The sequence below is a fragment of the Campylobacter sp. 2352 PW genome (genome assembly GCF_024723575.1).
GTDB lineage: Bacteria > Campylobacterota > Campylobacteria > Campylobacterales > Campylobacteraceae > Campylobacter_D.
In genome coordinates, this window is record NZ_JANQCX010000001.1 from 163,667 (window position 1) to 186,016 (window position 22,350).

22 protein-coding genes are annotated in these 22,350 nt (G+C 29.7%); 14 read left to right on the top strand and 8 right to left on the bottom strand.

Annotated elements, in window-relative coordinates:
- Position 1: 1 nt before the first annotated feature.
- From CAMP5121_RS00860 to yajC, 7 genes are read right to left on the bottom strand one after another with little or no spacing between them, the layout of a single operon-like run.
- Positions 2–1,369, bottom strand: a complete 1,368-nt coding sequence (locus tag CAMP5121_RS00860) for a hypothetical protein (protein WP_173787453.1) — start codon at positions 1,367–1,369, stop codon at positions 2–4.
- A gap of 1 nt (position 1,370) precedes the next feature.
- Positions 1,371–1,868 (bottom strand): LPS assembly lipoprotein LptE, encoded by a 498-nt coding sequence (lptE, locus tag CAMP5121_RS00865; RefSeq protein WP_039668573.1) that lies wholly within the window; start codon positions 1,866–1,868, stop codon positions 1,371–1,373.
- A complete protein-coding gene (gene leuS, locus CAMP5121_RS00870) occupies positions 1,865–4,294 on the bottom strand; it encodes a leucine--tRNA ligase (RefSeq protein WP_337214524.1) in 2,430 nt (809 codons plus the stop codon). The genes lptE and leuS overlap by 4 nt, the downstream gene beginning before the upstream one ends.
- 8 nt (positions 4,295–4,302) lie before the next feature.
- Complete coding sequence (locus CAMP5121_RS00875) at positions 4,303–4,644, bottom strand: DUF6394 family protein (protein ID WP_039618681.1); 342 nt, start codon at positions 4,642–4,644, stop codon at positions 4,303–4,305.
- Between the two features lie 2 nt (positions 4,645–4,646).
- The gene (gene secF / locus CAMP5121_RS00880) at positions 4,647–5,618 is read right to left on the bottom strand and encodes a protein translocase subunit SecF (RefSeq protein ID WP_337214525.1); all 972 of its coding nucleotides are present in this window, start codon (positions 5,616–5,618) and stop codon (positions 4,647–4,649) included.
- Positions 5,618–7,198, bottom strand: a complete 1,581-nt coding sequence (secD, locus tag CAMP5121_RS00885; RefSeq protein ID WP_337214526.1) for a protein translocase subunit SecD — start codon at positions 7,196–7,198, stop codon at positions 5,618–5,620. The genes secF and secD overlap by 1 nt, the downstream gene beginning before the upstream one ends.
- Positions 7,191–7,466, bottom strand: coding sequence for a preprotein translocase subunit YajC (gene yajC / locus CAMP5121_RS00890; protein ID WP_012661754.1), 276 nt, complete (start codon positions 7,464–7,466; stop codon positions 7,191–7,193). Before yajC ends, secD begins: the two co-directional genes overlap by 8 nt.
- On the opposite strand from yajC, the gene CAMP5121_RS00895 reads away from it, so the two are divergent.
- Positions 7,436–8,758: an apolipoprotein N-acyltransferase gene (locus tag CAMP5121_RS00895; protein WP_337214527.1), complete on the top strand. Its 1,323-nt coding sequence runs from the start codon at positions 7,436–7,438 to the stop codon at positions 8,756–8,758. The genes yajC and CAMP5121_RS00895 overlap by 31 nt on opposite strands.
- A gap of 10 nt (positions 8,759–8,768) precedes the next feature.
- Here CAMP5121_RS00895 and metK read toward each other — a convergent pair whose 3' ends face one another.
- Positions 8,769–9,962 (bottom strand): methionine adenosyltransferase, encoded by a 1,194-nt coding sequence (gene metK / locus CAMP5121_RS00900; protein WP_337214528.1) that lies wholly within the window; start codon positions 9,960–9,962, stop codon positions 8,769–8,771.
- Between the two features lie 131 nt (positions 9,963–10,093).
- Here metK and sstT point away from each other — a divergent pair, with 131 nt between their 5' ends.
- From sstT to aat, 13 genes are read left to right on the top strand one after another with little or no spacing between them, the layout of a single operon-like run.
- Positions 10,094–11,320: a serine/threonine transporter SstT gene (sstT, locus tag CAMP5121_RS00905; protein WP_337214529.1), complete on the top strand. Its 1,227-nt coding sequence runs from the start codon at positions 10,094–10,096 to the stop codon at positions 11,318–11,320.
- A gap of 9 nt (positions 11,321–11,329) precedes the next feature.
- On the top strand, positions 11,330–12,208 hold the full coding sequence (locus CAMP5121_RS00910) for an aspartate carbamoyltransferase catalytic subunit (protein WP_337214530.1): 879 nt from the start codon (positions 11,330–11,332) through the stop codon (positions 12,206–12,208).
- A gap of 4 nt (positions 12,209–12,212) precedes the next feature.
- Positions 12,213–13,934, top strand: coding sequence for a M3 family oligoendopeptidase (locus CAMP5121_RS00915; RefSeq protein WP_337214531.1), 1,722 nt, complete (start codon positions 12,213–12,215; stop codon positions 13,932–13,934).
- On the top strand, positions 13,927–14,373 hold the full coding sequence (locus tag CAMP5121_RS00920; RefSeq protein WP_263724777.1) for a hypothetical protein: 447 nt from the start codon (positions 13,927–13,929) through the stop codon (positions 14,371–14,373). The genes CAMP5121_RS00915 and CAMP5121_RS00920 overlap by 8 nt, the downstream gene beginning before the upstream one ends.
- Entirely contained in the window at positions 14,370–16,433 is a 2,064-nt protein-coding gene (locus CAMP5121_RS00925; RefSeq protein WP_263693313.1) for an ATP-dependent helicase, read from the top strand. Before CAMP5121_RS00920 ends, CAMP5121_RS00925 begins: the two co-directional genes overlap by 4 nt.
- Positions 16,430–17,248 (top strand): tRNA pseudouridine(55) synthase TruB, encoded by an 819-nt coding sequence (gene truB / locus CAMP5121_RS00930; RefSeq protein WP_263693312.1) that lies wholly within the window; start codon positions 16,430–16,432, stop codon positions 17,246–17,248. Before CAMP5121_RS00925 ends, truB begins: the two co-directional genes overlap by 4 nt.
- The gene (gene csrA, locus CAMP5121_RS00935; protein ID WP_012661763.1) at positions 17,242–17,469 is read left to right on the top strand and encodes a carbon storage regulator CsrA; all 228 of its coding nucleotides are present in this window, start codon (positions 17,242–17,244) and stop codon (positions 17,467–17,469) included. Before truB ends, csrA begins: the two co-directional genes overlap by 7 nt.
- Complete coding sequence (locus tag CAMP5121_RS00940) at positions 17,466–18,221, top strand: 4-(cytidine 5'-diphospho)-2-C-methyl-D-erythritol kinase (protein WP_337214532.1); 756 nt, start codon at positions 17,466–17,468, stop codon at positions 18,219–18,221. Before csrA ends, CAMP5121_RS00940 begins: the two co-directional genes overlap by 4 nt.
- Entirely contained in the window at positions 18,221–18,676 is a 456-nt protein-coding gene (smpB, locus tag CAMP5121_RS00945) for an SsrA-binding protein SmpB (RefSeq protein ID WP_337214533.1), read from the top strand. Before CAMP5121_RS00940 ends, smpB begins: the two co-directional genes overlap by 1 nt.
- A 12-nt stretch (positions 18,677–18,688) precedes the next feature.
- Positions 18,689–19,306 (top strand): thioredoxin domain-containing protein, encoded by a 618-nt coding sequence (locus CAMP5121_RS00950; RefSeq protein ID WP_337214534.1) that lies wholly within the window; start codon positions 18,689–18,691, stop codon positions 19,304–19,306.
- Positions 19,290–19,583 (top strand): ATP-dependent Clp protease adaptor ClpS, encoded by a 294-nt coding sequence (locus tag CAMP5121_RS00955; protein ID WP_087684979.1) that lies wholly within the window; start codon positions 19,290–19,292, stop codon positions 19,581–19,583. The genes CAMP5121_RS00950 and CAMP5121_RS00955 overlap by 17 nt, the downstream gene beginning before the upstream one ends.
- Entirely contained in the window at positions 19,580–21,709 is a 2,130-nt protein-coding gene (locus tag CAMP5121_RS00960) for an AAA family ATPase (protein WP_337214535.1), read from the top strand. The genes CAMP5121_RS00955 and CAMP5121_RS00960 overlap by 4 nt, the downstream gene beginning before the upstream one ends.
- The gene (gene aat, locus CAMP5121_RS00965; protein ID WP_337214536.1) at positions 21,684–22,325 is read left to right on the top strand and encodes a leucyl/phenylalanyl-tRNA--protein transferase; all 642 of its coding nucleotides are present in this window, start codon (positions 21,684–21,686) and stop codon (positions 22,323–22,325) included. Before CAMP5121_RS00960 ends, aat begins: the two co-directional genes overlap by 26 nt.
- Positions 22,326–22,350 lie beyond the last annotated feature (25 nt).

Here is a 22,350-nt window from a genome sequence, read left to right on the forward strand (position 1 = left end):
ACTAAGCTTTTTGCATTAATTCTTTTAAAATATCGCCATCTGGAAATTCTTTTTTTTCTATACAAGAAGATGATAAAACAAGTCTAACTACTTCTTCTTTATAAATAAATTTATAATCATCTATAAGTTTCAAAGCTTTTTCCGTAAAGATTTGAGCATCTTCTAAGCTTTTACCCGGAAAAACAATTAAATAAGAACTTTCATCTAAAATCCAAATTTCAGCTAAATTTTTACATAAATCTTTGAGGATTTTTTTAAACTTCCCACTAATAGTTTTAAAACTATCAATGCCATAAGCATTAATAACATGTTCTATATTATTGATTTTAAAGAAAGATAAAGCATAATTAACCGCATAAAGCTTATAATTTTCATCAAGTTTTTTAAGCTCTTGAGCAAGACTCCATTGTTCTCTTTGCTCATCATCGCTTGTAGCTTGAATTTGAGTTTTAATTTGAGCTATTTGCTCGTTTGCATACAAAAGCTTATCTTTTAATGTATCAAAATTAACCTGCACATTACCATTTTCATCTTTAGTTAAAGCATTAATAAATTTCACATCTTCTTGGCTATTATCATAAAGCTTTGAAACCATTTCATTTAGGCTTTCTAAATGCTGATTGAAAAAAGAAAGATTTTTTTGTATATAGTATTTATCTATTGCTTCTTTTTTTTGTAGCATCAAACAATATTCATGTGCAAATTCTTTTCTAGCAATCAATCTAGGATTTTCTTTTAATTTTTGCTTAAATTGCTCTACTTCTTTACTCTCACCAAATAAAGGTTCTAAAGAAGCTAGTAAAAGTTCAGCTTGTTTTTCATAAGAACGTTCTTTTAGCATAGTGATAAGTTTTTCTATTAAAGCATGAAAATCCAAAAAAGCTCGGATATTAAATTCTTCTAATTTTTTTAAAAGTTCTCCATCTTCATAAGATTTTTCAAGTTCTTTCCATTTAGCTCTTAAAAGATATATGGTTTCTAAATCCATAGCTTGGGATAATCTGTGTTGAGTAATTTGAGCAAGCTCTTTGATTTTTTTATCTTTACTAATACTAAGTTGTTGAATGATTAAGCCAAGCAAAGCATAAACATCTTCATATTTTCTACTTACCTGTCTATTGAGCCTAGAGACTAAAAACATCAAAAACTCATCAATAGTTCGAATACTTTTTCCTTTTAATTCTTGCTTGTAAGAATCATCTAAAAGATTGGTGTATTTTTCTATTCTGGCTTTATTTGAACTCATCACTCCTGCTTTTTTAGCACACTCTTCAAACACCTCGCTATAATTTTCAGGAGTTGGATATAACTTACGCTCTTTTAGTTTTATCAATGTTTCTTTTGCAATTTCATTGATATGACTTGCCATTTTATTTATAACCCCTAATAGCTATAATAGAAACAAATTCATCAAAAGCTTCACTTGATGCATTTTTAATCGCTTCAAATCTTGCTTGATCACTGATGATAGAGTTTGGATTAATATCAAAATTATAACTTCCTTTAGTATTTACAATTTCTTCCTTGCCATTTTTATAACGCAACACAAACTCCAAATAAAGCTCTGCTTTATAATTAATCACATAACCATTTTTATCATAAACCATAGGATGAAATTCTAACTTTTTCATCGTGACTATAATAGAACTATCTGCATTATACTCATCTGTGATTTTTCTACCAAGCTTATTAAGCATGGCTTCTCTTAGAATGTCTGTTATGTAAACACTGTTTTCAGGATCTTGTTTGCTAATATTGATTTTTAAAAATACATTTTCACCCAAAACCCTACTTGCCATCTGCGAAGAGGGAATATATCCACAAGCTATGATGAAAAAAGCAAAAAACAGCACTAGATATTTTTTCATTTAATCACCAAATTAACCAATTTCTTATCAATATAAATTTCTTTTACTATAGTTTTTCCTTCTAGCCATTTTGCGACATTTTCTTTAGCTAAAGCTAAAATCTCATCTTCTTTAGCTTCTGAATTTATTTCAATTTGTACTCTTTTTTTACCATTAACACTAATAGCTATATTAAAACTATCTTTTACAAAAACTTCATCTTTTATTTTTAATACTTTAAAATTTTCACATTTAAACAAATACTCACTAAGCTCAAAACAAACATGAGGGATGATAGGCTCTAAGATATTTAAAATAATATAAAAAGCTTCTTTTGAAACTTCTTTATGATTTATAGTATTTAAGGCATTTAAAGCTTCCATACATGCAGCTATTAAGGTATTAAAGGCAAAGCTTTCTTCATAAACTTCAAAAGATTTTTTCAAAGCCTCATATACTTTTAATCTAGCATATTTTTCTTCTTTATTTAAACTTTGATGATCAATCTCTTGCAATTTTCCACATTCTAAACTCATAGCCTTTTCATAAAGCCTATTGATAAATTTAAACGCGCCCTCTAATGCACTATCATTCCATTCAAGTTCTTTAGCAGGTGGTGCAGCAAACAATATAAACAATCTTGCACTATCTGCACCATATTTTTCTATAATATAATCAGGATCAACCACATTGCCCTTAGACTTACTCATTTTAGCACCATCTTTAGTGACCATTCCTTGGGTTAAAAGCCTATTAAAAGGCTCATCATCTTTTAAATAACCCAAATCTCTAAGTGCTTTTTGAAAAAATCTAGCATAGAGTAAATGTAATATTGCATGTTCAATCCCACCAATATATTCATCAACATTCATCCAATAATTAACACTTTTTTCATCTACTGCTTTTTCTTGCCATGTTTTATCATCACTTGCAAAACGCGCAAAATACCAAGAACTTTCAAAGAAAGTATCTAAAGTATCGCTTTCTTTTTGTGCTTTTTTACCACATTTTGGACAAACGCACTCTTTCCATGTTTCATGCTTATCAAGCGGATTTCCTTCTCCATTTATCACTACATCTTCAGGCAAGGTAATAGGTAAATTTTCTATTTTTTGAGGGACTATGCCACAAGAGTTACACTTAATCATTGGTATAGGAGCTCCCCAATATCTTTGTCTAGAAACACCCCAATCACGAATTTTAAAATTGGTAACCTTTTTACCAATACCCAAAGATTCAATTTTTAAACTAATTTTTTCCCTAGCTTCATTGCATTCTAGTTGATCAAATTCGTCACTATTAGTTAAAACACCTTCTTTTAAAGTGTAGCATTGTGCGTCATTTTCATCTTTATAAATTACTTTTTTTATAGCCAAATTATAAGTTTTTGCAAACTCATAATCTCTTTCATCGTGAGCAGGCACGCTCATAACAGCGCCGCTACCATAATCACTTAAAACAAAATTAGCTACCCATAAAGGAATTTTTTCTTTGCTTAGTGGATGGATTACATAAAGATTTAAAAAATATCCTTCTTTTGGTGCGGCTTGTCTTTGGCGCGGTGTTTGGTTTTGTATATTTTGAATTTTAGCTATAACATCTTGATCTAGTAATTTTTTATCAATTAATTCATTTACTATTTCATGATCAGGTGCTAAAGCAATATAAGACACTCCATAAATAGTCTCAGCTCTTGTGGTAAAAACATTGATTTTTTTTGCACTGATTTTATCATTTTCTTCTATATCAAAATCAAAACTAAGCCCTGTGCTTTTACCTATCCAATTTTCTTGCATAGTTAGAACTTGACTTGGCCATTTTCCTTCTAATTTTTTAAGATCTTGCAATAATTCATCTGCATAAGCAGTGATTTTTACATAATATCCTGGCATTTTTTTTCTAATGACTTCATGTCCACAACGCCAACATTTGCCATCTTCAACTTGCTCATTTGCTAAGACTGTTTTATCATTCTCACACCAATTAACTTCAGCTTCTTTAGTATAAACAAGTCCTTTTTCATACATTTTGATAAAAAATTCTTGCTCAAATTTAGTATATAAAAGATCAGAAGTAGCAAACATTCTTTTTTTAGAAAAAGAAAAGCCCAAAGATGCAAGTTCATTTTGCATATAATCAATATTTTCATAAGTCCATTTTTTAGGATGGATACCATGTTTAATTGCAGCATTTTCAGCAGGCATACCAAAACTATCAAAACCTATAGGATGTAAGACATTAAAACCTTTTTTTCTATAATACCTAGCCATAGCATCACCTATGCTATAGTTTCTCACATGTCCCATATGAATTCTACCACTTGGGTATGGAAACATAGATAAAATGTATTTTTTTGGTAAAGAAAAATCATCTTTTGGTTCAAAATATTCTTTTTCTTGCCAAATTTTTTGCCATTTTTTTTCTATTTTACCTGCTTCATATGCCATTTTAACTCCTAATTTTCTTCTTGATTTTTTACTGAATCAACTATAACTAAAATCATTGAAAAGATATTAGCTATCAAAGCACCAATTGCTAAAGTATAAACCATAACATTAGCTTCTGGATTAATTTGTATTAAAGCAAAAGCTGGAATTAAATGCAAATCAGCTACCAAAGAACTAGCAAATAATTCAGCTGCTAAGAAATTTCTAACCCCAATTTTCAATAAAGTAGAAATTAAATTCACACAAGCTGCAATAAATAAAGCAACTTCATTTTGATCATATAAAAATCCTGCGGTTGTAGTTAAGCTCATTAGAGCAAAAAAGATATAAATAACCTTACCCCAATTCATTTTTATACCATTCCTTTTTCATACATTGCTCTTAATTTCTCTTTTTCTTGTTTTTTCTTTACTTTTTCTAATTCTTTTTGGCGATACTGCGCAACGCTGAATTTAAACCATAAAAGCGCCGGACTTGCTACAAATATAGAACTTGCAGTACCTGCTACAATACCTACTATCATAGTTAGAGCAAAACCTTCTATCATAGATCCACCAAAGAAATAAAGCACTACAACGGTGATTAAAGTTAAACCCGTTGTTAAAGTAGTTCTTGATAAAGTAGCTGAAACTGATTCATTGATAATTAGATCAAGTTTTGAATTTTTACTTGTTTTAATACCTTCTCTAATCCTATCAAAAATAATAATCGTATCATTTAAAGAATACCCAAGTACGGTTAAAACAGCCGCCAAAATATCTAAATTTACATCTATTTCAAATAATGCAATAGCACCCAAAGTAATGACTATATCATGAATTTCACACACAATAGAAGCCATAGCAAAACGCCATTCAAATCTCACTGCCAAATAAATCAAAATAGCAATCAAAGAAATTCCAACCGCCATAAGACCTTTATTACGCAGTTCATCTCCTACTTTTGGACCTACTACATCCACGCGGCGCACTTCAAATTTACCTGTATCTTTTAACAAATTTGCAATACTTACTCCAATATCACTTCCCAAGCTATCGCTACTTCCTGAAAAACGAATAATCACTTCATTAGCACTACCAAATTCGGTAACACTAGCTCCTTTTAAATTTTCATTTATAGATAAAGCTTTACGAATTTCAGCCAAGGGTGCTTTTTGCTCATATTGAAGTTGTACCAAAGTTCCACCGGTAAAATCAATACCAAAATTCAAACCCTTAGTAAAAAGGACAAAAATAGAACCAAAAAATAAAATAAAAGACAAAGAGATGGCTGCAAATCTCATTCTCATAAAATCATAAACATGTTTTTGACTAAAAAATTGCATTAAGGTCTCCTATATCCAAACCATAATCTTGTATTATTGCTTTTTTCCATACGGTTCATAAACATTTCAAACATACCATGAGTTCCAACAATAGAAGTAATCATTGAAACTAAAATTCCAATGCTTAAAGTCACCGCAAAACCTTTTACCGCACCTGTTCCATAAGCATAAAGCACCACTGAAGTAATAAGCGAAGTAATATTAGAATCTAAAATCGCACTCATTGCATGCTTATAACCATTTTCAACACTTTGCCTTATACTAGCACCTTCTCGCAATAACTCCCTAATTCTTTCATTAATAATAACATTAGAATCTACTGCCATACCCACAGTAAGCACAAGTCCTGCCATACCAGGTAAAGTTAAGGTTGCACCAAACATAGCCATTACAGCAATAATCACTAAAATATTTGCCACTAAAGCAATATTAGCAAAAATTCCTGCTATACCATAATACATCACCATAAATGCAATAACTAATATAGAAGCACCTGCTAGGGCTATCATACTCATTTTAATACTATCAGCACCCAAAGATGGTCCAACACTTCTTTTTTCAAGCATTTTAACCGGTGCTAAAAGTGCCCCACTTCTTAAAGCAATGGCCACATCATGAGCTTCTTCTACAGTAAAGCTACCACTAATTTGACCACTACCCCCGCCTATTCTTTCATTAATTCTTGGAGCTGAATATACTTTATTATCTAAAACTATAGCTAAGCGTTTGCCTACATTATTTCCTGTATAGTCTCCAAATTTTTTAGCACCTTCTGAATTTAAGGTAAAATTAATCACAGGAAGATTATTACTTTGTGCAAAGCCTACTTTTGCATCTGTTAACATAGAGCCATCAAGAATAGGTATAGATTTTACTAGATATTTAATTTGAGGATTTTTTGCATCTTCAAAAATCAAATCTCCATATTCAGCAGCTTGAGCTGGAGTAAGATTATTTACCTGATCCATTCTAACATCATCCACTTCCATTAATTGCAAATGTGCAGCTTTTGCGATAAGCTCTCTAGCTCTAGCCTCATCTGCAGCAGTTTTAATACCTGGAAGTTCGACTAAAATTTTATCCTCACCTGATCTTGCTACATTTGGCTCTGCAAGGCCAAATTGATCAAGTCTGTTTCTAATGGTTTCTACAGCTTGTAAAATAGCTTGCTCATGAGTTAATTTAATTTCTTCTTGGGTTAAAGAAAGTGTGTAGTGTAAATTTTCATGTGTAATAGCCAAGCCTTTGATGTCTTTTAATAACAAATCAACCTTAGCTATATCATTTTCATCTAATAAACTAAATTCAATACTAGCATCATTTACTTTGATTTTATCAACAATAATATCTTCTTTATTGATAGAATAACTAAGAGAAGAGGCTATGGATTTAACCTTTGATTTAACCGCCTCTTCTACTTCTACACCTAATAACATATGCAAACCACCTTGCAAATCAAGTCCCAGGTTGATCTTAGCACCACTTTGGGTTTGCATAAAAGAAGGTATGGAAAAAATTAATCCTATAAGAAAAACTACAAAGAAAATAATACTTCTATAAGTAATTTTTCCACTACGCATCAATTTTCTTTGCTATGAAATCTCTAGAAATTTTTACAACTACATTTTCATCATTAAGCTTAACTTTGATAAAATCCTCTTCTGGTTTTACCACCTCGCAAATTATCCCACCATTTGTGATGATTTTATCTCCTTTTTCTAAAGATAAAACCATTAATTTGTGGTCTTTTGCTTGTTTTTGTTGTGGTCTGATAACCAAAAAATAAAAAATCGCAAAAAGCACAATGAGAGGCAACAATGAAGTCCAAATATTTCCGTTTTCTGCCATTTCTTCCCCTTTTTTTAAAGTTCATAAATTCTAATTCTACCACTTTTAAAATAATAAAAGCCTTTTTTTCTGCACTTTTATTGTCAAATTTTATTTATTTTTCTTTTTTTGAAAATTTACTTTTTGAATTTATTTCACCATTTTTAAGCATATATGGTTTAATTTTATTACTAAGAAACAAAAGTAAAGCAGGATATTTTTACACCGGTTTTTTTATAGGAATTTTATGGTTTTGGTGGATAGCTTTATCATCAATTTATTTTAATTTAGCTTATTTAATTCCTTTAGAAATTATCTTAATCGGATTAATTTATGGATTATTATTTTTAGTATGTTTTTTTCTTAAATATGATTTTTTAAGACTTTGTGGAATTTTTTTACTTAGTTTTGTTCATCCTTTTGGATTTGATTGGCTAAATTGGGGTGTTTTAAGTGTATATGGAATCTTTGATGCAAGTTATCAAGGCATTGTAGCTATGTTTTTGATTGCTTATTTTTATTATGAAAAATACATTTCAAGATATTATAAAATAGCAATTATTCTAATTCTTATTTTAATCGGAGCTCAGTATAATCAAAAACAACCACAAACACTAAATTTAGACTATAAATTAATTCAAACTAATATCTCCCAAGATCAAAAATTCATACAAGAAAATTTACAAACTCATTCTAAAGATATATTTTATCAAATCAATCAGGCCATAAAAGAAAGCAAAGAAGCAATTATTTTTCCTGAAACAGCTTTTGCCTTTGCTTTAAATAAAGCTCCAAGTTATTTACAAGCTTTAAAAGATTTATCAAAACAAATCATCATCATCACAGGTGCTATAAGTACCACACCTAATCATCTATATAATAGCACTTATGTATTTGACAATGGTAACATACAAGTTTTTAACAAACACTATCTTGTACCTTTTGGGGAAGAAATTCCTATATTTAAAACCTTTTTTAAAAAATATCTTTTAAATATTGATGAATTTTCAAAAGGAAAGGAATTAAATCAATACATTCTAAATAATCAACTCATCACTAATGCTATCTGCTTTGAAGCCACAAAAGAAAAACTTTACAAACACTCAAAGATCATCATAGCCATTTCAAACAATGCTTGGTTTAATTTTTCAAGTGAATATAAATTACAAAATTTTCTAATGCGTTTTTATGCGAATAATTATAATGTAAGCATATATCATGCAGTTAATGGAAAAGAAAATACTGTAATTAAGCCAAAAGAGATATTGATTTTAAAGATAAAAGAAAAACTTTTAAAGCAAAATGAAGCTTAAAAGCTTCATTTTATAATGCTTTAAATTCATCAAGAGCGTCTAATTTTTCCCAAGGATAATCAGCCTGACCTACTTGACCACGAGCAGCTACATCAGCATACATGAAAGTATCTTTACTTGGTTTATCAAGATTGAATTTATTTTTAATCCAATTTGGAGTTAATGGGAAAGTTTTCATCACAAAATCACTTAAAATATCATCATTTAATCTTGTGTTTGTTCCCATGCAATCCACACTTACAGAAGTTGGTTTAGCTACGCCTATAGCATAAGAAAGCTGCACTATGCATTTTTTAGCAAGACCTGCGGCTACGATATTTTTAGCAAGCCATCTTGCTGCATAAAGCCCACTTCTATCAACCTTAGTATAATCTTTAGAAGATTGCGCTCCTCCGCCTATTGGAGCATAACCACCAAAGCTATCTACTATAAGTTTTCTTCCTGTTAAACCACTATCATGCAACGAGCTGTGATTTACATATTTTCCCGTTGGATTGATTAAAATTCTTGTTTTTTCTGGACAAAAAAGTTCTTTTGGTAAATTTGAATCTAAAATCAAATCCATCACCAAAGCTCTTAGATCTTCTATTTTCATACTTTCAACACAAGGAGCTGAAACTACAATAGTATGGATGCTTTGAGGTTTACAATTTTCAAAATTTTCTTTATTTACATAATCAATTGTCACTTGAGTTTTAATATCCACTCCAAGTTTATCAGGATTGTTTTTTGCAAACTCATATACTTTATCACAAAGCATTCTAGCATAAGAAATAGCTGCTGGCATATATTCTTTTGCTTCATTACTTGCAAAACCAAACATTATCCCTTGATCACCCGCTCCAATCTCTCCATCTTCTTGATCAACACCTTGATTGATATCAGGGCTTTGCTCATTTAAAAATACCATTACATCTAAATCATCAGGATGTAAACATTGTTTTTTGCTAAAATGTGGATGCCCATCATAGCCAATATCTGCTAGAGCTTTTTTTACAATATTTTCATAATCTTGTTTTTCTAGTTTATGTTTTGATTTAATTTCACCACCAATTACTACTTTATTTCCTGCTACAAAAACCTCACTAGCAACCCTTGAATCTTTATCGTGAATTAAGAAAGCATCCACTATAGAATCAGCTATAATATCAGCACATTTATCAGGATGTCCTGCACTAACAACTTCAGAAGTAAACAAATACATATTTTTAATATTCCTTATCATAAAAATTCTAGCTTTATTTTAACACAAGCTAGCTTAAAAATAAAAAAGCTTATTTAAGCTTTACTTTGTTAGAATAAATTAAAAATTTATCACTACAAAAAAGGTAAAAAATGAGTTTATTTTCTTGTGCAATCAAACGCTATAAAGATGGAAATCTTATTTTACAAATTTGCATAGGTATTATTTTAGGAATTTTAGTAGGTGTTTTTTCTAAAGATTTAGCTGTTTTTGCAAATATTTTTGGTGCTTTATTTACAGGAGCTTTAAAAGCTATAGCGCCAATTTTAGTTTTTATCTTAATCTTAACAACTATTTGCACAAAAGAATTTAACCATGGAAGCGAAAAAATAAAACATATCATTTTCTTATATATATTTGGAACTTTTTTAGCTTCTTTAAGCGCAGTTAGTATAAGCTTTATCTTTCCTGTAGAATTAGTATTAACTGATATTGAAAAAGCTTCCACTACAAGCCCTGCGCATATAGGCGAAGTATTTAAAACCTTACTTTTTCAAATAGTAGATAATCCTATCCACGCTTTATCTTCAGGAAATTATTTAAGTATATTAGCTTGGGCTATAGGTGGAGGTTTTGCTCTAAGGCATTGCTCAAATGATGCAAAGCAACTTTTTACTGATATCAACGAAGGCGTGTTAAAAATCGTCAAATTTATAGTCAAGCTTGCTCCTTTTGGAATTTTTGGACTTGTAGCAAATTCAGTTGCTCAAACAGGAGCAGCAGGACTTTTAAGTTATGTTAAATTATTAATCATTTTAGTTTTAACCATGTTTTTTGTAGCCTTTGTGATTAATGCTTTAATTGTTTTTGCTTATACGAAGAAAAATCCTTATCCTTTGATTTTTATTTGCTTAAAACATAGTGCTGTTTTTGCATTTTTTACAAGAAGTTCTGCAGCAAACATCCCTGTAAATATGGCACTTTGCTCTAAATTAAATATCAATAATAATTTATATAGTATTTCTATTCCACTAGGCGCTACGATTAACATGGCAGGAGCAGCTGTAACCATTGCTATATTAAGTCTTGCAGCAGCTCACACAGTAGGCATTGAAATAAATTTTTTACAAGCTATGCTTTTGAGTGTTTTAGCCGCATTTGCAGCTTGTGGAGCTAGCGGGGTTGCTGGAGGTTCACTCTTACTTATACCACTTGCTTGTTCTTTATTTAATATTGATTATGACATAGCTATGCAAGTAGTTGCGGTTGGTTTTATCATAGGGGTTATTCAAGATAGCGTTGAAACAGCTTTAAATAGTTCAACAGACGTTTTATTTAGCGCCATTTGTTCAGATAATGAGCTTAATTTAAAAATTTAAGGAGGGCTTATGAGACATTTAATCACTACAAAAGATTTTAACAATGATGAAATCTTGGCTTTATTTAAAGAAGCAAAAGAATTTTTAGATGAAAAACCGCGTACATTTTTAGAAGGAAAAAGTATCACAACAATTTTCTTTGAAAATTCAACACGCACTCAATCAAGCTTTGAAACAGCTGCAAGAAGACTGGGTGCTAAAGTTTTAAAATTAGATGTTTCAAGAAGTAGCTCAAGTAAAGGTGAAACACTTTTTGATACTGCTGCGAATTTAGATGCAATGGCACCAAGTGCTATTGTAGTTAGACACAAAAACTCAGGTGCGCCTCATACTTTAGCAAATTATACTCATTGTCCTATAGTTAATGGAGGCGATGGCAAACATGCTCATCCTACCCAAGCCTTACTTGATCTTTTTACTATAATGGAACATTTTGATTATAATGTCAAAGGTAAAAAAATAGCAATAGTAGGAGATATTAAAAACTCGCGCGTTGCTGCTTCAAATTTAGAATTATTGCCTCGTTTTGGTATTGATATCACCCTAGTAGCCCCACCTCATTTTATGCCAAATTATCCCATTAAAAAAACAAATAAACTAAAAGAAGTCATTGATGATATTGATATTATCATGAGTCTTAGAACACAAACTGAAAGACACAATATTCCAACCTATGCATCGCTTAAAGATTATGCAAATGATTTTTGCATTAGTAAAGATTTAATAAAAGATAAAAATCTCATTATCCTACATCCTGGCCCTGTGCATAGAAATATTGATATTAGCGATGAAGTAATGGCTGATAAAAGATGTAAGGTTTTAACTCAAGTTAAAAATGGTGTTGCCATTAGAATGGCTGTATTAAAAAAACTCATTTTAGAAAGCTAAAATCATGCAAAATTGGAACTTAAGTACGTTATTTAAAGATGAGCAAGAATTAAATCTTTTTTTACAAAAAACCCAAGAAGAAGCTTGTGAATTTAAAAAACAATATGAAAATAATCTTCATAGTTTAGACAATGAGCAATTCTTACAGGCTTTAAAAAATTATGAAGAATTAATCTTAAAACTTTCTCACATACTAACCTATGTATATTTAAATTTTGCTCAAGATACCACCAAAGGTGCTTTTTATGCAAAATATGAAAATTTAAGTAAAAAAATAGAAGAAAATCTTTTATTTTTTGACCTTGAATTTTGCGAGTTAAAAGAAGAAAAAAGCAAAACTTTCATCACATTTTGCAAAGATTATGAGTTTTATTTAAACAATCTTATCAAACACAAAAAACACAATCTTTCTAAAAAAGAAGAAAGAATTATCCTGGCTCTATCAAGTACAGGCTCAGATGCATTTGCAAGATTATTTGATGAAACCTTTAGTGCTTTAAAATTTAATTTTGAAGGGCAAAAATTAAGCGAGGAAGAAATTCTAAGCAATCTTTATGATAAAGATAGAAGCATTAGAAAAAATGCTTCAAAATGCTTTAGTAAAACCTTAAAAAAGCAAAACAAACTTTTAGTATATATTTTCAATATGATTAAAAGTGAACTTGCTAGTATTTGCGAGTTAAGATCCTATGAAAGTCCTGAAACTCCAAGACATATAAGAAATCAAATTTCTAAAAAAAGTGTTGATGCACTTATTAGTGCTAGCGAGAATAGCTTTGATATCGTTTCTAAATTTTACAATGCAAAGAAAAAAATTCTAGGATATAAAAAGCTAAAAGATTATGATCGTTATGCGCCTATTGGAAAAGAAATGCAAGTTGATTTTAATCAAGGAAAGGATATCGTTTTAAAAGCCTTTGAAAAATTTTCTAAAGATTTTTATATGATAGCAAAAGAAGCTTTTGAGAATAATTGGATTGATGTTTATCCTAAAGAATTTAAACAAAGCGGTGCTTTTTCTCACTCAAGCACGCCACTAAGCCATCCTTTCATACTTTTAAACTATACCAACCAAAGACGCGATCTTTTTACCCTAGCTCATGAGCTAGGCCACACTATACATCAAAAACTTTCTTATAAAGTAAGTTTTTTAAATCAAGATACACCTCTAACTACAGCAGAAACTGCTTCAGTGTTTGCAGAAATGTTGATTTTTGATTACATTAAAGAAAATTTAGACAAAGAGGAGCTTTTATCTTTATATGCAGCAAAAATCGAAGATATTTTTGCTACTCTTTATAGACAGATTAATTTTACTACTTTTGAACGCAGATTTCATGCTAAAAAAGAAGAACTAAGCGCTCAAGAACTAAGTGAAATTTGGCTTGAAGAATCAAGAAAAATGTTTCAAGATAGTGTAGTTTTAACCAAAAACTATGGCCTTTGGTATTCTTATATACCACATTTTATACACTCTCCATTTTACTGCTATGCTTATGCTTATGCACAACTTTTAGTTTTAGCACTCTACGGTCTATATAAAAGTGGCAAATGTCCTAATTTTACCTCAATTTATATTGAGTTTTTAAGTAGTGGGGGAAGTAAAAGTCCAAAAGAACTTGTAGCTATGTTTGGCTTTGATATAGAAAGTGATGAATTTTGGAATATAGGCTTAGAGCAAGTTAGAATACTAGTAGATGAATTTTTAAGGCTAAGCAATGATTGATAAAATTTTAAATAATAAAAATTTTATAAGTTTAATGCAAAAAAGCATTTATGAATGTTTGCAAATTTTAACTCAAGAGAATATTGAATTTAATATCATTGTAAATACTAAATTTGTTACACTCGAACCTCCTTTGCCGCCAGAATTAGATGTAGTGAGTAAAAATCCTTATTGTCTTTTTGCGCTTGGTGGTTATACTTTTAAATCTATAGTTTTAACAAATGAGCATATAGAATTTCATGCAGGTTTTGGACCTGATGATTTTGCAACCTTTGTGAAAGTAGATTTGGGAGCAATTACTCAAATTCAAGTTGAAGATAATATCATTTTTGTTAATTTTTCAAACTATTTCAAAAAGCAAAATGATCAAAAATTAAAAGAAAAATCCATGAATGCTTTTTTAAATAATCCCAACAATAAAGATTTATTTAAAAAATGAGTTTTTTTGAAAGTTTAAATGATAGCCAAAAAGAAGCTATCATGCATATTGATGGAGCTATGCTGATACTAGCAGGCGCAGGTAGTGGAAAGACTAAAACCATTACCACTAGACTTGCTTATTTAATCGATCATGTAGGCATTCCTGCGCAAAATACCCTCACACTAACCTTTACAAATAAAGCTGCTAATGTAATGAAAACAAGAGCCTTAGCACTTTTACAAGATCAAAATTTACACAATCCCCTTTTATGTACTTTTCATAAATTTGGCTTGTTATTTTTAAGACTTTATAGCGAAAGAATTAATAGAGCAAATAATTTTGTCATTATTGACACAGATGATAAAAAGAAAATACTAAAAGATTTGGCTAGCGAAAATTTGCAAAGCTCTTTAGCAAGCATAGGTGCTTATATTTCAAATTTTAAAAATCAAAGCAAAAGCGCTCAAGAAATACGCAAAGAATTAGAATTTTTAAAAGATGAAAAAAACAAAAATTACGAAGAAATCATTCATTTATATGAGCAATATGAGCATTTTTTAATCCAAAATAATTTTATGGATTTTGATGATTTGCTCATGCTAACTAATAAAATTTTAGAAGATGAACAATTTGCAAAAGAGCAAAGTCAAAAATATACTTATATAACAGTAGATGAATATCAAGATACTAATGCCTTACAATATCAAATTCTAAAAAAACTTTGCACATCTCATGAAAATATTTGTGTGGTGGGCGATGATGATCAAAGTATTTATGGTTGGCGTGGGGCTAAAATAGAAAATATCTTAAATTTCAAAGAGCAATTTAATAATGTAAAATTAGTCAAACTAGAGCAAAATTATCGCTCAACTAGCGCTATTTTACAAGCTGCAAATGAACTTATAGAACACAATAGAAAAAGACTAGGAAAAACTTTAATTTGCACCAAAGATGAAGGCGAAGAAATTACAATTTTACAAAATGATGATGAGAAAATTGAAAGCTTGAAGGTTGCAAGAGAAGTTTCAAAACTTTTAAACTCAGGGATTAATCCTAGTGAAATAGCCATACTTTATAGAGTAAATGCCCTATCTCGCGCTCTTGAAGAAGCTTTTAGTAAAGAAAAAATTCCTTTTAAATTGCTAAGTGGAATTCGTTTTTATGAAAGAGCTGAAATTAAAGATATTATTTCTTATTTAAGATTGCTTTCAAATTTAAATGATGATTATTCTTTTAAACGTATTATCAACCGTCCTAAAAGAAATTTTGGTAATGCAAGTTTAGAAAAGCTAGAAAATTATGCTAAAGAAAATCATTTGTCTTTATTTGAAAGCCTATGTGCTTTGCAAGGAAGTGGATTTTTTAGCAAAAAAACAGACAAAGAATTAGAAAAATTCATACTAAGCATACACAAAATCAAAGAAAAAGATGATTTACTTGCAATGATTTTAGCCTTAGAAGAAGAATTTAAAATCAAAGAATTTTATAAAGATAACCCAGAAGGTGAAGATAAACTTTTAAACATAGATGAACTTTATGCTAACTTAAAAGATAAAATCACTCATGGAAATTATAATGGCTTAGATGATATTTTAAATGAAATTTCTTTACTTAATGAGCAAGATGGACTTGATAAAGAAAGTATTTGTATTATGAGTATTCATGCAAGCAAAGGACTTGAGTTTGATTATGTTTTTATTATAGGTTTAGAAGAAGGATTTTTCCCACTTACTAGCGAATCCAGCAATATAGAAGAAGAAAGAAGACTTGCTTATGTAGCAATCACTAGAGCCAAGAAAAAACTTTATCTAAGCTATGCTAATTCTAGATTTTACAAAGGAAGTCGCACAAGATTAGAAAAAAGTAGATTTTTTGGCGAGAGTAATGTAATCAAAAAAGAATTAACACTAGATCATCAAAAAAATTGCTACAAAAAAGGCGATTTAATCAAACATAAAATTTTTGGCATAGGTAGAGTCACTGGGGTAAGTAAAATAGGTGCTGAAGAAAAACTCACGATTAATTTTGGAGGCATAGAAAGAATGATAATGTCAAGTTTTGTGGAAAAAGTGATATGAATAAGCTTTTTGTAGCTTACAAACCAAGCGGAATGAGCTCTAATGCTTTTTTAGGCAAACTCAAGAAAAAATATAAAAATAAAAAAGCAGGTTTTTCAGGAACACTTGATCCTTTTGCAAAAGGTGTTTTACTCATAGCCTTTGATCAATATACAAAACTTTTTCGCTTTTTTGATAAAAATCCAAAGGTTTACAAAGCAACGCTTTGGCTAGGCGTGCATTCACTAAGCCTTGATAATCAAAATATCAAAGAGATCAATCTTATACATGCTTTTGAAGAGAAAGTTTTAGAACAAATTAAAAATGAACTTTTAGGTAAAATCACCTACACCCCACCCGCATTTTGTGCAAAAAAAATAGATGGAGTGCGCTCTTACGAGCTTGCAAAAAGAGGTTTTGAAGTCAATTTAAAACCCTGCGTTATGGAAATTTTTTATACTAAAATTTTACACTATAACCACCCCTTTTTAACCATAGAAATAGCAGTTAGTGAGGGTTCTTATATACGCTCTTATTGTGAATTATTTGCCAGAAAACTTGGTATTAAAGCCACGCTAAGCTCATTAGAGCGCTTAAGTGAGGGAATGTTTTTTTATGAAAATGAAAAAGAGTTAAATCCTTTAGCTTATTTAAATCTTAGAAAAAATACGGTAAAATACCCCAAAAAATTACACAATGGACAAAAAATATTTTTGGACGATTTGGAAATTCAAGAAGAAGGTAGCTATATTTTAGAAGAAAAAGATTTTTTTTCTATCATTTCTATCCAAGATAATCAAGTGCAATATTATTTAAATAAGGTATTAAAATGTTAATTTTATCAAGAAAAGAAAATGAAAGCATAAAAATCGGAGATGATATAGAAATTAAAGTAGTTCAAACAGGCAAAGGCTATGCTAAAATAGGCATCGAAGCTCCAAAGTCTTTAATGATACTACGCAAAGAGCTTATCGAGCAAGTAAAAAGTGAAAATTTACATGCAATTAGCGATGAAACGATAAAACTTGATGATCTGAGTAAAAAGCTAAAAAAATGAAAGCTTACGCAAAAGCTAATATTTTTTTAAAAATCACAGGAATTGACTCAAGATCATATCATTTATTACAATCACGCTTTGTCTTGTTAAAAGATATTTTTGATGAATTAAGCTTTAGTGATGAAAAAACAAAAGAAGGATTTGAAATCACTGGAAATTTTACCCAAGATACCATCATACACAAAGCTTATAAAGAATTAGAAAATTTAGGATTTTCTAATGAATTAAATGAATTTTTTAAAGACAAAAGTTTAAAGCTTATCAAAAATATTCCCATAGGTGGAGGCCTTGGTGGAAGTAGCACTGATGCAGTGACATTTTTGCTTATGATCAACGAAGCTTTAAATTTAAAACTCAACCAACAACAACTTGAACAAATCTGCCAAAAACTCGGTTCTGATTTAATCTTTTTTTTAAGCGGATACAATAGTGCAAATATTAGTGGGTGTGGCGAGATTGTAGAATATTTTGAAGATGATTTTACCCAACTTGATTTTACTTTTCCGGCTATTGAATGCTCAAGTGCAAAAGTATATAAAGCATTTGATGAAAGCTCATATGATTTAACAGCAAATTTAAATTTGTCCAAAACACTTAAAACACTCAAAACAAGCGAAATTTTAGAGTATAAAAATACTGATTTAAATGACTTATTTGCTCCTTGTGTAAAAATTTATCCTAAAATGCAAACTTTTCTTGATGAGGCTTATTTTTTAAGTGGAAGTGGAAGTGGAGTTTTTAAGGCTAAATGATGAAAAAAACTATAGTAAAAAACAAAAAAGCTTTTTTTGATTATGAAATTTTGGAAAAATTTGAAGCAGGTATTGTTTTAAAAGGTTCTGAAGTGGTAGCATTAAGAGCTAGTAGAGCAAATTTAAAAGATTCTTTTGTGCGTATTATCAAAGGTGAAATTTTCTTACTTAATGCTCATATTTCTCATCTTAGTACTACACATTCTTTTTATAAGCATGATGAAAAAGGCACGCGAAAACTTTTAATGCATAAAAAGCAAATCAATAGGCTTTTTGGTAAAATTAGCACTCAAGGCTTTACTATAGTGCCATTAGAACTTTATTTTAATGAAAAAAATAAAGCAAAAGTCTTAATAGCCTTAGCTAAAGGAAAAAACTTACACGATAAAAGAGAAAGTTTAAAGAAAAAACAAGCAGATCTTGAGGCAAGAACTGCTATGAAAAATCATTATTAAAAAAGGATTTTGATGAAAAAAGTTGCTTATTTATTTTTTACTATTGCTTTTGCATTTTTAATAAGTGCTTGCTCAAGTGAAGAAAAAATCGAAAATGAATTTGCATTTGCTGAGTATAAAATGGGTGATGAAATTCTTTTAAAAAGTGTCAATGGTGGCGAAAAAACCTTAGTAAGAACACAAAATGGTTTTGTGGTAAAGGGTGAAGAGAATAAAATTTTAATGTTTGATTTTTTTGGAACCTTTTGCACACCTTGCCAAGAAGAAGCTACCCATTTAACAAGCTTATGGCAAAAAAATACAGATAATTTTATCATCATGGGGCTTAGTCATTTTGAAAATGTAAGCGATCAAACTGTAAAAGATTTTGCTATTAAATATGGGGCGTATTATTTTTTAAGCAATTCTAAAGAAAATGATAGAATTGTCGCACAAGCTTTAAAAGATATTAATTATCAAAGCATGGAACAACTTCCTTTTAAAGTAGTTTTAAAAGATGGTATTTATCAAGATTTAACAGACTTTTGGAATAAAGACTCAAAAAGTTATGTGAAATATTATCTTGGGAAAGTTTCTACTGAGATTATGCAAGAAGACATTACTAGGATATTAAATGAGTCTAAAAAGTGAAATTTTAGAACAACAAAAACTAGCAGAACCTAAAATGTTTAAGGTTTTGCTTTTAAATGATGATGTTACCACTATGGATTTTGTAATTGAAATTTTAATGAATATTTTTCATCATGATTTTGAAAAAGCAAGTGCGATCATGCTTGAAATTCATCATCAAGGAAGTGGAGTTTGTGGTATATATACAGAAGAGATTGCACTAAGTAAAAAACAGCAAGTTGACACGGCAGCAAAAAACAATGATTTTCCACTCCAAACAAGGATAGAAGAACAATGAAATATAAAGAATTAATTGACTCATTTATACAAAATGCAAGACATTTAAGCTTTATCAATCATCATGAATTTATCACTTGTGAGCATTTGCTTTTTGCTTTAGTTAAGCTTAGCAATGATTTTAAAAATCTACTTGAAGAAATCGGAGATGGTGATTTACAAGGCTTTGAAAATGAGTTAAAAAACTACTTAGCTAAAAATAACGAAATTTTAAAAAAAGAAATAGAACCTATTTTTTCTGTAATCTTGGAAAATATATTACACAAGCTAAATGCAAAAAATCAAACAAGTGTGATTGATTTTATCATTGCACTTTGCAAAGAAGAAAAAGCTTATTCTTATAATATCTTAAAAAAACACCTAATAGAAGAAGAAAAAATAAAAGAATTGTTACAAAATGCTGAATTTGAAAATTTAAAAACCCATACCATAGAGCTAGTTGAGCTTGCAAAAAAAGGCAAAATAGATCCTGTTATAGGTAGGAAATTTGAACTTGAAAGAATGATGCAAATTCTAAGCCGTCGCAAAAAAAATAATCCTATTTTAGTTGGTGAGCCAGGTGTTGGTAAAAGTGCCATTATAGATGGACTAGCGTTAGCTATAGCCGAAGAAAAAGTACCAAAACATTTAAAAAACTCAAAAATTTATAGTCTTGATATGGCAAGCTTGCTTTCAGGGACAAAATACAGGGGTGATTTTGAAAAAAGATTAAAAGATATCATAAAAGAATTAGAAAATATCCCTAATGCTATTTTATTTATAGATGAAATTCACACCATAGTAGGAACTGGCGCAAGTAATGAAAGTCATGCAGATATGTCAAATTTATTAAAACCTGCACTAAGTAATGGCAACATCAAATGCATAGGAGCAACTACTTTTATAGAATATAAAAACACCTTTGATAAAAACAAAGCCCTAAGTAGAAGATTTGCAAAAATTGATATAGATGAGCCAAGCGAAGAAGAATGTTTTTTAATCTTACAAGGCTTAAAAAGCAAATATGAAAATTTTCACAAAATCAAAATCAGCGATGAAATTTTGCAAACAAGTATAAAATTAGCAAAACAATTTTTACATGATAAATTTTTACCCGATAGTGCGATTGATTTAATCGATGAGCTTGGTGCAAGCTTTGCTTTAGAAGATAAAAAAAGTAAAAAAATAGTAAAAATAAAAGATTTAGAAAATACTTTAGCAAGAATGACACATTCTCATAAAATTTATAAAAGCGATCAAGGTAAAATTCTTAAGAACTTAGAGCATGATTTAAAACAAAACATTTTTGGACAAGATGAAGCTATCAAGGCTTTATGTTCTACCTTAAAACAAAGCTATGCAGGATTAAAAGGTAAAAATACCCCAAAAGGCGTGTTTTTATTTACCGGTTCAAGCGGGGTTGGCAAAACCGAACTTGCTAAAAATTTAGCACAAATTTTAAACCTTAATCTTGAAAGATTTGACATGAGTGAATACTCACAAAAACATGATGTGAGCAAACTCATAGGAACTTCAGCAGGTTATGTGGGCTATGAAGATGGTGGTTTACTTAGTAATAGTATTAGAAAAAATCCTTTTAGCGTAGTTTTGTTTGATGAGATAGAAAAGGCTCATCCTGATTTAACTAATACTTTTTTGCAAATTTTTGATAATGCAAGCTTGACGGATAATAGTGGATTAAAAGCTGATTTTAAAAATACTATTATCATTATGACTTCAAATTTAGGCTTAAAAGAAAGTAATGAGCTTGGTTTTTTAAGCAGCGATAAAGAAAAAAGTAATAAAGCCATAAAAGATTTTTTTGCGCCTGAGTTTATCAACCGTATAGATAAAATCATTCATTTTAATGACTTAAATCAAGAAATTTTAGAACAAATCGTCCAAAAAGAGCTAGATTTAATGGCGAAAAATTTAAATAATATCACCATAGAAGCTGATAAAAAAGTAAAAGAATTTCTTGCTAAAAAAACCAATAATAAAGAATTTGGGGTAAGATTATTAAAACGCATTATTGCTGAAGAATTAGGAGAGAGATTGAGCGATGAGATTTTGTTTGGAAAATTAAAAAATGGTGGCAAATTAAAACTCAAACTTTCCAAAAATGAAAAAATCGAATTTGTATTCTAAACTTTTAAAAAGCCCTGATGATGCGCCTGTTTTTATTAGCGAAAAGCTAGAGGTAGATTTTATACCTCATGCTTATAGCTTAGGGCTTTTTCCATGGACTAGCAATCCTGTTACTTGGTGGTGCCCTTCTCCTAGAATGGTGCTTTTACCTAATGAAGTGCATATACAAAAAAGCATAAAAAAAGCTTTAAAAACTTATGAAATAAGACTTGATTTTGATTTTAACTCTCTTATAAGCCATTGCGCAAAAAGAAAAAAAACTTGGATAAGTCAAGAATTTATACAAGTTTATACAAAGCTTTTTGAGCAAAATTTAGCTCATAGTGTTGAGGTTTATGAAAATGATGTTTTAATCGGCGGTTTATATGGACTTATCATAGGTAAAATATTTTTTGGCGAAAGCATGATAAGTCTTAAAAAAGATGCCTCAAAAGTAGCCCTAATAAGACTTTGTGAGCTTTTAAAACCATATGATTTTTTAATAGATTGTCAAGTGCCTAATGAGCATTTAAAATTTATGGGCGCTAAAGAAATGACAAAAAAAGATTTTTTAAAAACACTAGAAAAAAAGGTTTCGCTTGAAAGTGGCTTTAAAAATTTCGAAAATTTACTATAAAAAGATATACTTATAGATAAACAAA